Origin of the sequence: Cloacibacterium normanense (assembly GCF_003860565.1) — a bacterium.
GTDB classification, from domain to species: domain Bacteria; phylum Bacteroidota; class Bacteroidia; order Flavobacteriales; family Weeksellaceae; genus Cloacibacterium; species Cloacibacterium normanense.
Genome location: NZ_CP034157.1, coordinates 1,215,019 through 1,229,627, shown reverse-complemented (window position 1 = coordinate 1,229,627; position 14,609 = coordinate 1,215,019). Strand labels below are relative to the sequence as shown.

At 31.5% G+C, this 14,609-nt stretch carries 12 protein-coding genes; 7 read left to right on the top strand and 5 right to left on the bottom strand.

Annotated elements, in window-relative coordinates:
* The first annotated feature begins 4 nt into the window (after nt 1-4).
* Together EB819_RS05630 and EB819_RS05625 are read left to right on the top strand one after the other, a co-directional pair.
* The gene (locus tag EB819_RS05630) at nt 5-844 is read left to right on the top strand and encodes a phage tail-like protein (protein ID WP_069799198.1); all 840 of its coding nucleotides are present in this window, start codon (nt 5-7) and stop codon (nt 842-844) included.
* 3 nt (nt 845-847) lie between these two features.
* Nucleotides 848-1,633 (top strand): phage tail-like protein, encoded by a 786-nt coding sequence (locus EB819_RS05625; RefSeq protein WP_069799200.1) that lies wholly within the window; start codon nt 848-850, stop codon nt 1,631-1,633.
* On the opposite strand, the gene EB819_RS05620 is transcribed toward EB819_RS05625, so the two are convergent.
* Together EB819_RS05620 and EB819_RS05615 are read right to left on the bottom strand one after the other, a co-directional pair.
* Nucleotides 1,634-2,965, bottom strand: coding sequence for a ComEA family DNA-binding protein (locus EB819_RS05620; RefSeq protein ID WP_069799202.1), 1,332 nt, complete (start codon nt 2,963-2,965; stop codon nt 1,634-1,636).
* Between the two features lie 54 nt (nt 2,966-3,019).
* Nucleotides 3,020-3,367 carry a MerR family transcriptional regulator gene (locus EB819_RS05615; protein WP_069799204.1) on the bottom strand — a complete coding sequence of 116 codons (348 nt, stop codon included), beginning with the start codon at nt 3,365-3,367 and terminating at the stop codon, nt 3,020-3,022.
* An 80-nt stretch (nt 3,368-3,447) separates the two neighbouring features.
* Between EB819_RS05615 and EB819_RS05610 the strand changes: the two genes are divergently transcribed.
* Nucleotides 3,448-4,347: an SMP-30/gluconolactonase/LRE family protein gene (locus EB819_RS05610; RefSeq protein WP_069799333.1), complete on the top strand. Its 900-nt coding sequence runs from the start codon at nt 3,448-3,450 to the stop codon at nt 4,345-4,347.
* 45 nt (nt 4,348-4,392) lie between these two features.
* Here EB819_RS05610 and EB819_RS05605 read toward each other — a convergent pair whose 3' ends face one another.
* On the bottom strand, nt 4,393-5,700 hold the full coding sequence (locus EB819_RS05605; protein WP_069799206.1) for a DEAD/DEAH box helicase: 1,308 nt from the start codon (nt 5,698-5,700) through the stop codon (nt 4,393-4,395).
* A 268-nt stretch (nt 5,701-5,968) separates the two neighbouring features.
* Between EB819_RS05605 and rpsA the strand changes: the two genes are divergently transcribed.
* Complete coding sequence (gene rpsA, locus EB819_RS05600) at nt 5,969-7,747, top strand: 30S ribosomal protein S1 (RefSeq protein WP_069799208.1); 1,779 nt, start codon at nt 5,969-5,971, stop codon at nt 7,745-7,747.
* Between the two features lie 233 nt (nt 7,748-7,980).
* A complete protein-coding gene (gene rplS / locus EB819_RS05595; RefSeq protein WP_069799210.1) occupies nt 7,981-8,334 on the top strand; it encodes a 50S ribosomal protein L19 in 354 nt (117 codons plus the stop codon).
* A gap of 129 nt (nt 8,335-8,463) precedes the next feature.
* On the opposite strand, the gene EB819_RS05590 is transcribed toward rplS, so the two are convergent.
* Together EB819_RS05590 and EB819_RS05585 are read right to left on the bottom strand one after the other, a co-directional pair.
* Complete coding sequence (locus EB819_RS05590; protein ID WP_317126172.1) at nt 8,464-9,060, bottom strand: helix-turn-helix domain-containing protein; 597 nt, start codon at nt 9,058-9,060, stop codon at nt 8,464-8,466.
* A 148-nt stretch (nt 9,061-9,208) separates the two neighbouring features.
* On the bottom strand, nt 9,209-10,303 hold the full coding sequence (locus EB819_RS05585) for a TerC/Alx family metal homeostasis membrane protein (protein ID WP_069799214.1): 1,095 nt from the start codon (nt 10,301-10,303) through the stop codon (nt 9,209-9,211).
* 360 nt (nt 10,304-10,663) lie between these two features.
* On the opposite strand from EB819_RS05585, the gene EB819_RS05580 reads away from it, so the two are divergent.
* Together EB819_RS05580 and EB819_RS05575 are read left to right on the top strand one after the other, a co-directional pair.
* Nucleotides 10,664-11,770 carry a M14 family zinc carboxypeptidase gene (locus EB819_RS05580; protein WP_069799216.1) on the top strand — a complete coding sequence of 369 codons (1,107 nt, stop codon included), beginning with the start codon at nt 10,664-10,666 and terminating at the stop codon, nt 11,768-11,770.
* A gap of 276 nt (nt 11,771-12,046) precedes the next feature.
* Nucleotides 12,047-14,587, top strand: coding sequence for an adenosylcobalamin-dependent ribonucleoside-diphosphate reductase (locus EB819_RS05575; RefSeq protein WP_069799217.1), 2,541 nt, complete (start codon nt 12,047-12,049; stop codon nt 14,585-14,587).
* Nucleotides 14,588-14,609 lie beyond the last annotated feature (22 nt).

The window sequence follows — 14,609 nt, the reverse complement described above, 5'->3', positions numbered from 1 at the left end:
AAAAATGAAAACTCTATACTCTTTTTTACTCACAGGATTTTTCTACTTAGGATTATTTTCTCAAGTAGGAATTAATACTGAAACTCCAGATCCATCATCTACATTAGAGATTTACAGTAATAATATGGGAATTAGTTTTCCAAATATTAATTTACTCAGTAAAAATGACACTTCTATAATTAATAATCCGAAGGAGTCTCTAATTGTATATAATACCAATAATAATCTGCTAGGGAAAAAAGGTTATTATTTTTGGAATGGTACTAGATGGGATTATTTTGTAAGTGATACTAACGTAGATAATCTTAAAAATCATACTAGATATTATTCTGCAATATCTCAAAATAAATACACTTTTTATAAATCTAATAATGAATTTTATGGAGATACTAATCATACAATAGGTGAAAACATAACTGCAAATCCTTCATGGACTGTAATTTCCAATCTTACTAAAAATATTACTATTGATAGAGCAAATAATCAACTGCTCATTACCATTACAGGAATGGTGCATGCAAATAATGCAAATGTTAGTGGGAGAGCGGTGACGAGTTTTGGTTTTTTTATAGATGATAAACTTGTAGATATTAAACCTATTTCTATAGATTTTGATCAATCTTGTACATATAGAGGATTTACTATTTATGCTACTGCTTCTAATCTAGCAGTAGGTTCACATGTTTTCAAATTTGCAATAAGAAATAGATCTACTTCTTCTACCGAAAATGGTTTAAGTATAACCTTCGGAGGCAAAAATCCATCTGCATCCTGTACCAATATTTCAGATGATGAAGCTAAGTTAAGCGGTACAATTTTTGTTAATCAACCCTATCAATTTTAAGTCATGAAAAGAAATTTATTATTTATCGCATTATTTATCTCTATTTATAATTTTTCACAAGTTTTAATAACTACCAATTCATCTGTTTACAATGAACCAGATAATTCCTCTGTTTTACAAATTGCAGACAATGATAAGGGATTCTTGATGCCTAGAATTGCTAATGAAAATGTGATTTCACAACCTACAGAAAGTTTGACTTTTTATAAAAGTAGTACAGGTAAATTTAATTTCTATTCGGGTTCTCAGTGGAGTAAAATTTATGAACAAGAAGACGCCGCACAAGTCATTGATGTAACTAAAAATTTTGTTGCTAATTCTTCAGGGAAAACTACTATTACCAATTTCCCTTCTTCTATTCCAAATTTTACAATTGGTTCTGGAACTACGGGTTGGACAGATTTAAACGTTTATACAACTATTAATATTACTAAATCCACTAATATGAATTTAGTAACCGTAGAAGGTATGTCACAGATTAATAATACATCCAATGCATCATCTTATCAATTTGCAGTAGGTATTTTTGTAGATAATGAATTAAAAGTCGTGAGAAAATTTTATGGATATTCTACCAATGCAACCTGTCTTTGGAAAAAATTCAATGTTTCTGGCGTCTTTGAAAATCTGCCTGTAGGAAGTCATGTAGTAAAAGTATATGCTTATAATTTACCTAAATTGTCTAACAATTATTCTAATATTACTTATGGTGGCGCTGCTTCTACTTCTTGTAATAATTTAAATGAAGAGATGGCGAGAATATTTCTCACCGCGCAAGTTGCAGAGTAATTATTTCAGATACAATCGCATTTTAGCTTCATCTTCGGGTTTTGCTTTCATTTTTTCAAAAATGGTAGATTCTTTCGGGAAACTAATTCTGTAATAGATGATTTTATTGGCATAATATCTGAAATAAGGATGGTTTTTCAACCAATCTTCGGGAGCATCTAATAAACTAAACTTTTGAACATTCATATTATTTAGCGGAGAGATATTAATAAGTTTCTCCGCTAAATTTTTGTCAATATTATACGTTTCTAAAACATGACTACTTTTCATAAAACCACCCAGTTTATTTCTAAAACCAATGAAACTTGCAGCAGATTTTTCATCAAAACCAAATTCTATAAGTTGCTGAAACGTTATTTTATTCAAATCTATTTTACTGAAATCAGTGGTTGGTTTGGCCTTTTCAGGAATGTTTTGAGCTGTATTTTCTGATGCTTTTTGAATCAAATTCAATTTAATGTAAGGTTTTAATTCATTAAATTTTTCTTCAGAAATCACAAAGCATTTTTTAATATCTTCTAATGATTTGAAGCTACCTTTCAGATTTCGCTCTCTATAATTTACAATGACTGAAGCCTGTTTTTCGCTAAAACCTAATTTTTGCCAACCATTTGTATCTAAACTGTTCGGGTCAAATTCAAAATATTGAATTTTCGGTTTTTCGGAAGCTATATTTTGGTATTTTCTTTCAAAATTTTCGGGTGTTTTTTCTGGAAGAAGCAAGAAAGGAGAGAGTTTTTGGTAATTTTCAGGACTGATGATGAAGCATTCTTTAAATTTTTCTTTACTCACAAAACTTCCGCCTAAATATTGCTTGTATTTAATGATTGCAGCAGCTTGTTTCTCCGAAAAACCAAGATTTTCCCAATCTTTTTGAGAATATAGGTCTGGATTGAATTTACCTTTAATTTGAAGCTCTTTATGCTCAAATTTTGTAAAATTTTTCTTTGAATTTTTAGAATTATCTTCGGGTAAAAGAATGTACGGTTCTAGTTCTGCAAACTTTTCTTCGGAGATAGAATAGCACTTTTTCAGTTGCTCTTTAGAAGTGAAATTACCGCCAACAATTTCCTTATATTTTAAAATAGTTTTCACTTGTTTGGCAGTAAAACCTAAGTTTTCCCATTGCTTTTCATTAAGTTGATTTGGGTCAAATTCTGTAAGAAAAAGTTGAGGTTCATTGCTATTTGTAAAATGAATTTCAGGGAATTTTGTTTCTTGTTTTCCTTTGTAAACAAGATAGCTTAATTGAAATATGACAATGAAAATTCCGAGTAAAGAGAGAGCATAGAATTGTTTTTTTCTTATTTCAAAAGGTAATTTGGGTTTCATGGTGTTTGTTTTACCCAAATATAGGAATTTTTAGAAAAAAACTAAATAAAATTTTTAAACGGCTTCGTCTCTATCTAATAAAGAATTTTTGAGTTTCAAAAGTTCAGATTTTACAAATTCTAAACGGTCTAAAACTTCTACCGTTTCATTGATTTTTTGATTGGTAGTAAGTGCAATTCTGGCGCCGTCTAAAGTATAACCCTTTTCTTTTACGAGATGATAAATGATTTTAAGATTTTTGATGTCTTCTGGAGTAAAATAACGGTTTCCTTTTTTGTTTTTCTTAGGTTTTATAATAGGAAATTCTTGCTCCCAATATCTGATTAAGGAAGCATTTACACCGAAAGCTTTTGAAACTTCTCCTATAGAATAGTATAATTTGTCTGGTAAATTGAGTTTCATAGTCTATAAAATCGAAATTCAAAGATAGAAATTTTTTTGTTTTAAAGCGCTATCGTAACTTGCCAAGAAATTTAAATCTCATGTTTAAAAAAATCACTGCACTTTTCTTTGCTTTCTTACTGATTGTAAATTGTTCTTCAAAAAAATCCATAATATCAAACGATTTGGTTCAAAAAAATGCAGAAATAGAGCTTATTTCCAGCCAATTTAGTTTTACAGAAGGTCCTGCTTCTGATGCGTTTGGAAATGTTTATTTTACAGATCAACCCAATGACAAAATTTACGTTTGGAACTGGAAAACCAATCAGATTGAAGAATTTCTAGATAAAACAGGAAGAGCTAATGGAACTTTTTTTGACCAAAAAGGAAATTTATTGACGTGTTCTGATGAAAACGGAGAAATTTGGAAAATCAACGAAGATGGAGTAGCAGAAGTGTTAACCACCAGTTTTGAAGGCAAAAGATTAAATGGTCCTAATGATTTATGGGTAGATGAAAACAACGGAATTTACTTTACAGACCCTTTATATGTAAGAGATTATTGGAAAAATTTTAAACAAGAAATTCCTGAAAAAAATCTGTATTACAGAAATTCTGATGGTAAAATTACCAAATTAGATACTTTCACTCAACCGAATGGAATTGTAGGAAGTCAGAAATTGAAAAAATTATACGTTTCTGATATTGATGCTCATAAAACTTATGTGTATGACATTCAAGGAGATGGGAAATTGACAAATAAAAAATTATTTTGCAATTTAGGTTCAGATGGAATGACTTTAGATAATAGAGGAAACCTTTATTTAACTGGAAAAGGAGTAACGGTTTTTAATAAAAATGGAGTGCAAATTCATCATATTTCTGTGCCAGAAAATTGGACGGCAAATGTAACTTTCGGTGGCGAAAATTTCTCTACTCTGTTTATAACCGCTTCAAAATCAGTTTACACCTTGAAAATGAATGTTTCAGGAATTAAATAATAAACGAAATAAAAATGCCAAAGAAATTTATCTTTGGCATTTATTTTAATAAGCAATTTCCATTTTTATTTTCTTGCCTTTTAGCTTTTCGTTGGCAAGTTTTTTCAGAACATCTTTCACTTTGTTTCGGGCAACTGCAACGTAAGAAGTAGTGTCTTTTACTTCAATGATGCCAATATCATCTTTAGACAATTCTCCTTTTTTGATAAGGTAACCTACAATATCTACTTTGTTGACTTTATCTTTTTTTCCTGCACTGATGTAGATGGTTTGGAAAGGTGTTTTTGCAGGAATTCTGTAATTTTCAGTAATGTTTTCTTCTGGCGTATTTCCTTTAATGAAAGGGAAATTTTCTTCCTCAGTCATAATTAAATAAGCAAAACCTTTAGCATGCATTCTTGCAGTTCTTCCGTTTCTGTGGATGAAAGCGTCTTCTTTTGGTGGTAATTGATAATGCACGATAGATTCTACTTCTGGAATGTCTAAACCTCTGGAAGCCAAATCGGTAGTAATTAAAATTCGGGTAGAATCGTTTCTAAATTTCAACAAAGCGCGTTCTCTTTCGTCTTGTTCCATACCACCGTGAAAGGTTTCTCTATCGATGCCTTTTTCTCTTAAAAGTTCAGAAATTCTATCCACTGCATCTCTGTGATTGCAGAAAATAAGTGTTCTTTTGTTCCCGATTTTGCAAATGAGTTTAAAAAGTGTTTCCAGTTTTTCTTCTGGAATCGTCATCACTTTTTTTAGCTGAATATTAGGTTTTGCTTCGCCTAATTTTAAAAAGTTGATAGTCTTTTCATTTTCTAATCCTACAAATTTCGGAATATTATCCATCGCAGTGGCAGAAGTAAGAAAACGCTGAGAGATATTTTTTAAAGAACTGATAATAAAATTCATATCTTCTTCAAAGCCCAATTCTAAAGCTTTGTCAAATTCATCTAAAACCAAAGTTTTGATGGTTTTCGGCTCGAAATTATTATTTTTGAGGTGATACGCAATTCTTCCTGGTGTTCCAATTAAAATAGCAGGAGCTTGGGTAAGATTATTGATTTCAATTTTTTTATCGTGACCACCATAACAAATAGTCACCTTGAAATCGGTTCCCATATTTTTGAAAACTTGTTCTATTTGCAGTGCCAATTCTCTTGCCGGAACCAGAATAATCGCTTGAATTCCCGAAATATCTTTTTGTAAATTTCTAAGTACTGGAAACAAAAACGCTAGCGTTTTTCCCGAACCTGTTGGGGAAAGTAAAATGATATCTTGTTCGTTTTCAGATGCTTGAAAGGTAGATTTCTGCATTTGATTCATTTCCTGAATCTGCAGTTTTTCATAAATTGGTTGTAATTCCATTGGGCAAATTTAAGGTAAAGGTTTGGGTTTATCAGAAACTTATTGATAATGCATTAAATAATACCTTGATTAAGTATATTTTAGGCGGAATAATTCTTTGAAAATTAGCGGAAAAAGCCATTGCTATTTTGTAAAAAGTTTGTATTTTTGCACCACTTTTGTGGAAGTAGTTTTGGCGAAGTAAAACATTAGTAATTAACATCTTCCGTATTTTTTAGAATCCACATAATGCCAAAGCTAAAAAAGAAGGAATACAAATTTTTTTATTATGTCTGAATTGACAAACCAAGAAGCATTATTAAATGCAAACGTAGCACCAGAACAATTTGATTGGGATTCTTTTGAATCAGGTCTTGACGCTGATGCAAGAAAAGAAAAAAATGATTTAGAAGAAATCTACAAAGGTTCTCTTAATGATCTTTCTGAAACTGATGTAATCATCGGTAAAGTAGTAAGATTAACTGATAAAGAAGCGATTGTAGATATCAATTTCAAATCAGAAGGTGTAATTTCTCTTAACGAATTCCGTTACAACCAAGGTTTACAAGTAGGTGATGAAGTAGAAGTAATGGTAGACAGAAGAGAAGATAAATCTGGTCAATTACAATTATCTCACAAAAAAGCGAGAACGCTTAAAGCTTGGGATAGAGTAAATGAATATCACGAGTCTGGAGAAATCGTAAATGGTTACGTAAAATCTAGAACTAAAGGTGGTATGATTGTAGATGTTTTCGGTATCGAAGCATTCTTACCAGGTTCTCAAATTGATGTTAAACCAATCAAAGATTACGATCAATTCGTAGGTAAAACTATGGAATTCAAAGTGGTGAAAATCAACCCAGAATTCAAAAACGTAGTAGTATCTCACAAAGCGTTAATCGAAGCTGATATTGAAGGTCAGAAAAAAGAAATCATCGCTCAATTAGAAAAAGGACAAGTTCTTGAAGGAACTGTTAAAAACATTACTTCTTACGGAGTATTCATCGATTTAGGAGGTGTAGATGGTCTTATCCACATTACAGATCTTTCTTGGTCTAGAGTTAACCATCCATCAGAAATTCTTTCTGACGGACAAGTAGTAAAAGTGGTTATCCTTGATTTCGATGATGAGAAAACTAGAATCCAATTAGGTATGAAGCAATTAGAAGCTCATCCTTGGGATGCTCTTTCTGCTGACTTAAAAGTAGGTGATAAAGTAAAAGGAAAAGTAGTAGTTCTTGCTGACTATGGTGCATTCGTAGAAGTAGCTCCAGGTGTAGAAGGATTAATTCACGTTTCTGAAATGTCTTGGAGCACTCACTTAAGAAGTGCAGGTGATTTCGTGAAAATTGGTGACGAAGTAGAAGCACAAGTTCTTACTTTAGATAGAGAAGAAAGAAAAATTTCTTTAGGTATCAAACAACTTTCTACAGATCCTTGGGCTGATATCCAAACTAAATATCCAGTTGGTTCTCAACACGTTGGTACTGTAAGAAACTTCACTAACTTTGGTGTTTTCGTAGAATTAGAAGAAGGAATTGATGGTTTAATCTACATTTCTGATCTTTCTTGGACTAAGAAAATCAAACATCCATCTGAGTTCTGTGCTGTAGGTGATAAACTAGACGTAATCGTTCTAGAATTAGATACTGAAGCTAGAAGACTTTCTTTAGGTCACAAACAATTGACTGAAAATCCTTGGGATAAATTCGAAACTAAATATGCTGAAGGAACTGTTCACTCAGGAAAAACTACAGATGTTTTCGACAAAGGTGCTCAAGTTCAGTTCGAAGATGCTGAAGTAGAAGCTTTCGCTCCTTCTAGATTATTAGAAAAAGAAGATGGTTCTAAAATCAAAAAAGGTGAAACTGCTGATTTCAAAGTAATCGAGTTCAACAAAGAATTTAAAAGAGTAGTAGTATCTCACACTGGTATCTTCAGAGATGAAGAGAAAAAAGCTGCAAAGGAATCTAAGCCAGCTGCATCTTCTTCAGGTGAAGAAAAATCTACACTTGGTGATATCGATGCTTTAGCAGAATTAAAGAAAAGAATGGAAGAAGGTAAATAATCTTCCTGAGATTTCATAAATTTTAAACCGTCTCATTTTATAAATGAGGCGGTTTTTTATGTTTACCCTATAACTCATTGATTTACTTGTCATTGATTTCAGTTTTTATCAATAAAAATTGCAAAAGATATTTGCTTGTTTCAAAGAAAATTAATAATTTTGCAACCTGTTAATCAACCTCTGACGAAAGCCGTGAACGTTGTTTAGCTTTCCAAAAATTATTTTTATAAAAAATGGATTTATTAAAGTACGTACAAGACAAGTACATTGCTAAAAAAGAATTCCCAGAATTCAAAGCTGGTGATACCATTACTGTGTATTACGAAATTAAAGAAGGTAACAAAACGAGAACTCAGTTCTTCAAAGGAGTTGTAATTCAACTTAGAGGAACAGGTGCTACTAAAACTTTCACCATCAGAAAAATGAGCGGTGATGTAGGTGTAGAAAGAGTTTTTCCAATCAACATGCCTGCTTTACAAAAAATTGAAGTTGATAGAAGAGGAAAAGTTAGAAGATCTAGAATTTTCTACTTCAGAGATCTTAGAGGTAAGAGAGCAAGAATCAAAGATGCTGCTTACAAAAAGTAATCACCTCTCTAGAAAAAAGAATAAAAGCATTCCAAAAATTTTTGGAATGCTTTTTTATTTTAGTGAATCTAAGAATTTTTAATTTCTATTCACCACATCATCAGTCACATTATCACATCATCACATCAACTATGGTTCAAAAGCCTCAAATTTTCCGTTTTCGTAGAAGAAAACAATTCTCTTAATCTTATTTTCTGAAGTTGAATTTGTAATTGATTGATTTACAATATTTTGAACTTCTGAAATGTCTTCCTGAACTTCTAATCGCTGAGAATCGCTTATTTTTTCTTTTTTTGGAGTAGGGAAAGATGTATTAGATTCTCGCGGCGTTTCTTTTTGAAGATTTTCTTGAATAAAAATTTCATTTTTATAATCTTCATCAATTAATGTAAAAAGATCAGGCGAAGAATTTTCTTCCTCTAGATTTACTTTTGATTCGCTGGTTGATAGAGCAGAATCATTTTGTAGCATTGCTCCTTGACCTAAAATGATCCAATCCCAACTGATTTCTGGAAATCTGTTTTTGATCTTGACAATGAATTCTAGGGAAGGTTTATTTCTCCCCGAAATGATATGTGAAATACTGGAACGCTGAACATCTATTTCGTCTGCAAATTCTGATGCGGTAAATCCAGAATATTCTAAAATTTTAGTAAATCTGTCATTTATATTCATGTTACAAATGTAATAATTATAATTTACATAGGTAAATACAAATGTAAACAAAGAAAAGATTTACAATTTTACATTTGTATAAATATCACTAAAACCATCATGAGTAAAAGATTTTATGTAATTTACAATATTAAAATTCTAAAATATTTTTCTAATAAAGCACAAAAAAAACTCTCATTACTGAGAGTTTAAATTTTTATTAGTGATGATGAAGATGCTTTTCATCGTCTGGATTAAATTTCAGTTTCCTGTCTTTTTTCTTCTCTGGAAACAGTAATGAGAAGAATACACTAGCTCCTAAAATACTTACAATGATTAACAGTGAATGCGTAGTAGTAAAGCCCCATTCTTCTAGATAACTATGTCCTAACATTTTTAAACCAATAAATGTGAGTAATGCCGCTAAACCTATTTTTAAGAATCTAAACTTATCAATAATTCCTGCTAATAGGAAGAACATAGAACGAAGTCCGATAATCGCAAAAATATTCGAAAAGAAGACGATATAAGGATCTTTAGTCACCGAAAATATTGCAGGAATAGAATCTACTGCAAAAATCAAATCGGTAAATTCTATGATGATAAGAACTAAAAATAATGGGGTAATTTTCTTAACTCCGTCAATGGTTACAAAGAATTTACTGCCTACAAAATGTGGATGAACTTTAAAATATTTATTGGCAAATCTTACAACAGGGTGGTTCTGAGTATCTATTTCCTCATCTTTATCTTTATCCACAAACATTTTGATACCTGTAAACACTAAAAATGCTCCAAATACATACATTATCCAGCTGAATTTCTCAATTAAAGCTGCGCCTACGAAGATGAAGATGAAACGCATAACAATAGCGCCTAAAATGCCCCAAAAAAGAACTCTGTGATAATTTCTTTGTGCCACTCCGAAAGCTGTAAATACCAACACGATTACAAATATATTATCTACTGATAATGCATATTCTACTACATAACCTGTAAGATATTCTAATCCTAAATTCTGATTATAAAGTGCAATACTGTGCTCTAAATCATTCGGAATTACTGTAATAGGATGGTGATGTTTATTGATCACCGTTTGTAATTTCTCAATACTATCAATTCCGTGGAGCATGTGTCCATAAGTAATTAACAGAAAATAAAAGCCTAAAGATAGACAAACCACAAAAAAACTCATTAATCCAGCTTGTTTCAGCGAGATGGTGTCTGATTTTTTGTGCAATAGTCCTAAGTCTAAAGCTAATATGAAAAAGATGAATACTACAAAGGATATTAAAAACAAAGTCTCGTTTGACATAAATTTTAAAATTTTAAGTGGTCAAAGATAACCATAATTAAGATAATTTCAATATTTTACATTTGTAAATGCATGAAATCCGAAAACTTTATTAACAATAAAAAATGTTTAATGGTATAACTCTACAAATGGCTTTACTAACAGGATTTAAGCATTAAAGTAAATATATAAATTAACTTTATATAAAGTTTATAAAATACTGATTTTGTTTATTTTATATTTTTAAATTAATAAAAATGTAATTAACAATTTTTTCCACAGACATTCTGTCTTTTTTTATTGTTTAAACAATTTACAAATGTTAATTAGGAGATTAATTCTTTTTATAGTATTTTTGAGTCGTCAAAATTTATCCACATTATGCATTCTACTTTTCAGTATCAGAAAAACCCTAATTTCCCAAATCGTTATATTTCGCCTAAAAGCCTTCAGAATTTTCTACAAGAGAATCTCAGCGATTACATTACTTTAATGGGTACTTCTACTCTAGGTGAGCCTATTTATCAATTTTCTTATGGTTCTGGTGATATTAATATTTTGGCTTGGTCCCAGATGCACGGAAATGAGAGTAATTCTACTCATTGTATGTTGGATTTGTGGTATTCTTTAGAATTTCAACCTCAACTCAAAGAGAAGTTATTCCAAAATATATCTTTAGATTTCATTTTTATGCTCAATCCGGATGGTTCTAAGGTTTGGTCGCGCAGAAATTCTCTTGATATAGACATGAATAGAGACTATTTACAGAATGCAAGCTGCGAAATGAAGCTCTTAAAAGAAATTGCATTTTCTAAAAAGTATGATTACGCACTGAATTTGCACGAACAGAGAACAATTTTTTCTACAGATGGTAAAAATCCCGCTACTTTATCATTTTTAGCGCCTTCAGAAGATTATGACAGAACTGTTACCGAAAATCGTAAAAAAAGTATGGCGGTTATCGCAAGTATATATAATGTATTGAGAATGCAAATTCCTAATCAGATTGCAAGGTATTCTGATGAGTTTTACCCAACTTCTACTGGTGATAATTTCATGAGAGCAGGAATTCCAGTAATTTTATTTGAAGGCGGTCATTTTCCTGATGATTATCAACGTTTCGGCACTAGAAAATATTACACAATTGCTTTATATACAGCGCTTTCTAGTATTGGATTGTTAGATAGAAAAACTTATGGCTACGAAACATATTTCGAAATTCCAGAAAACAAAGAATCGCATTTTGATGTTATTTATAGAAATGTGAAACTTAATACAGATTTTGAATGTGTATTAGATGTTGCGGTTCAGTATAAAGAAGAGATTAAAGAAGGAGAAGAGGAAATATCTTTCGTTCCGATTGTAGTAGAAGTGGGAGACCTGCACAGAAAAAAAGGTTGGAAAGAAATAGATTGTACAGGAAAGAAATTTATTTCCGAGAACAAATTTCCTAAACTAGAAGCAATTCAGAACTTTACTATAGAATAAATTAACAATTTTATTCTCTATATTATAGATTTAGCCTATTAATTTTGGAGAAATTATTAGGTTTTTTTATTTCCAAATTTTATTTTATAAAAAACTTGTTTCTTGATATATATCATAAAAGTTTACAAATTTTTTAATTTAAATAATTGATTTTAAGTATTTTAATATTTTTAAATTTTCAAAAAGTTTTCAAAAACGAAAATTTATTTTAAAAATTAATATTGAGGATTTAATTTTTTGTCTAATTTTATTGTGTCAAAAAATTAATTATCTACCATGGAGAAAATAACCAACCAACAAGCGTATGAAGAAACTTTACACTATTTCAAAGGAGACGATTTAGCAGCCAGAGTTTGGGTAACCAAATATGCACTGAAAGATTCTGATGGGAATATTTATGAAAAAACACCTGATGATATGCACCAAAGAATTGCTTCTGAGGTTGCGAGAATAGAAAAAAAATATCCTAATCCGCTTTCCGAAGCAGAAATTTTTGATTTAATAAAAGACTTTAAATATATCATTCCGCAAGGAAGTCCGATGACGGGAATTGGGAATAATTTCCAGATTGCTTCGCTTTCTAACTGTTTCGTAATCGGTAACGGAACCAATAGTGATTCTTACGGAAGCATTATGAAAATAGACGAAGAGCAAGTTCAACTCATGAAACGAAGAGGTGGAGTTGGTCATGATTTGTCTTACATTCGTCCAAAAGGTTCTGCGGTAAAGAATTCTGCGCTTACTTCTACAGGTTTAGCGCCGTTTATGGAGCGTTATTCTAATTCTACCAGAGAAGTGGCTCAAGATGGAAGAAGAGGCGCATTAATGCTTTCTGTGTCGATAAATCATCCCGATTCTGAGGATTTTATCAATGCTAAATTAGAGCAAGGAAAAGTTACTGGAGCGAATATTTCTGTGAAAATAGATGATAAATTCATGAAAGCGGTAAAAACTAACAGTGAATATCAACAGAAATATCCTATTTACAGCAAGAATCCTAAATATACCAAGACTATTTTTGCAGATGAAATTTGGAAAAAAATCGTACATAATGCTTGGAAATCTGCTGAACCAGGAATTCTATTCTGGGATACGATTATCAGAGAATCCATTCCAGATTGTTATGCAGATTTAGGTTTTGAAACGGTTTCTACCAATCCTTGTGGCGAAATCCCACTTTGTCCGTATGATTCTTGTCGATTGATTGCCATTAATTTATATTCTTATGTAGAGAATCCATTTACCAAAGAGGCAAAATTTAATTTTGAATTATTCAAAAAACATGCAGCTTATGCACAAAGAATGATGGACGATATCATTGATTTGGAAATGGAGAAAATTGATGCAATTTTAGCAAAAATTGAAAAAGACCCAGAAAACGAAGAAATTAAACATACTGAAAGACAACTTTGGGAAAAAATCCGCAAGAAAACCCTTCAAGGAAGAAGAACAGGAGTAGGAATTACAGCAGAAGGTGATATGTTGGCGGCTTTAAATTTAAGATATGGAAGTAAGGAAGCTAATGATTTTTCAGTAGAAGTTCATAAAACTTTGGCGCTTTCTGCGTATCGTTCTTCGGTAGAAATGGCGAAAGAAAGAGGTGCTTTTGAAGTTTTTGATGCAGAAAAAGAAAAGAATAATCCTTTCATTTTGAGATTAAAAGAAGCAGATGAAAGTCTGTATCAAGATATGGTGAAATATGGCAGAAGAAATATCGCTTTATTAACCATTGCGCCAACTGGAAGTACCAGTTTGATGTCTCAGACTACTTCGGGAATTGAACCTGTATTTTTGCCTGTTTACAAGCGTAGGAGAAAGGTAAATCCTAATGATAAAGATGTAAGAGTGGATTTTGTAGATGAAGTTGGAGATTCTTGGGAAGAGTACATTGTTTTTCATCATCATTTTAAAACCTGGATGCAAGTAAATGGCTATGATATTTCTAAAAATTATTCCAACGAAGAAGTTCAAGATTTAATCGAGAAATCTCCTTATTACAAAGCCACTTCTAATGATATTGATTGGCTCAGCAAAGTTGAAATGCAAGGTGCGATTCAAAAATGGGTAGATCATTCTATTTCGGTTACTATTAACATTCCGAATGAAGCTACAGAAGAATTGGTGAATCAACTTTATATCAAAGCTTGGGAGGTTGGTTGCAAAGGTGTTACGGTTTACAGAGACGGTTCTAGAAGTGGAGTTTTGGTTTCTGCAGATGATAAAAAAGAAGAAAAAGATGAGGAAGAAACTACTTCATCTTTAGAAGCTTTCCCTACAAAAAGACCTCAAATTTTAGAAGCTGATGTGGTGAGATTCCAAAATAATAAAGAAAAATGGATTGCTTTTGTAGGTTTGGTTAATGGTAGACCTTATGAAATTTTTACAGGTTTGGCAGATGATGAAGAGGGAATTATGCTTCCACGTTGGGTAAATGAAGGTTTAATCATTAAAAATAGAGACGAAAACGGCGTTTCTAGATATGATTTCCAATTCAAGAATTTAAGAGGTTATAAAACCACTATTGAAGGACTTTCTCATAAGTTTAATCCAGAATTCTGGAATTATGCGAAACTGATTTCAGGAACTTTAAGACACGGAATGCCAATTGAAAACGTGGTAGAATTAATCAACAGATTAGAGCTAGATTCTGAATCTATCAATACTTGGAAAGCGGGAGTTGCAAGAGCTTTAAAGCGCTATATTCCTGATGGAACCGAAGTTGACGGACATAAATGTAGCAATTGTGGTTCTGACCAAGTCGTTTATCAAGAAGGTTGTCTGATTTGTAAAAATTGTGGAAATTCTAAATGTGGGTAAGAGTCGGAAGATGGAAGACGGA

Coding starts and splice junctions, on each gene's coding strand:
- EB819_RS05630 (WP_069799198.1), top strand. CDS start 5: ATGAAAACTCTATACTCTTTTTTACTCACAGGATTTTTCTACTTAGGA.
- EB819_RS05625 (WP_069799200.1), top strand. CDS start 848: ATGAAAAGAAATTTATTATTTATCGCATTATTTATCTCTATTTATAAT.
- EB819_RS05620 (WP_069799202.1), bottom strand. CDS start 2,965: ATGAAACCCAAATTACCTTTTGAAATAAGAAAAAAACAATTCTATGCT.
- EB819_RS05615 (WP_069799204.1), bottom strand. CDS start 3,367: ATGAAACTCAATTTACCAGACAAATTATACTATTCTATAGGAGAAGTT.
- EB819_RS05610 (WP_069799333.1), top strand. CDS start 3,448: ATGTTTAAAAAAATCACTGCACTTTTCTTTGCTTTCTTACTGATTGTA.
- EB819_RS05605 (WP_069799206.1), bottom strand. CDS start 5,700: ATGGAATTACAACCAATTTATGAAAAACTGCAGATTCAGGAAATGAAT.
- rpsA (WP_069799208.1), top strand. CDS start 5,969: ATGTCTGAATTGACAAACCAAGAAGCATTATTAAATGCAAACGTAGCA.
- rplS (WP_069799210.1), top strand. CDS start 7,981: ATGGATTTATTAAAGTACGTACAAGACAAGTACATTGCTAAAAAAGAA.
- EB819_RS05585 (WP_069799214.1), bottom strand. CDS start 10,303: ATGTCAAACGAGACTTTGTTTTTAATATCCTTTGTAGTATTCATCTTT.
- EB819_RS05580 (WP_069799216.1), top strand. CDS start 10,664: ATGCATTCTACTTTTCAGTATCAGAAAAACCCTAATTTCCCAAATCGT.
- EB819_RS05575 (WP_069799217.1), top strand. CDS start 12,047: ATGGAGAAAATAACCAACCAACAAGCGTATGAAGAAACTTTACACTAT.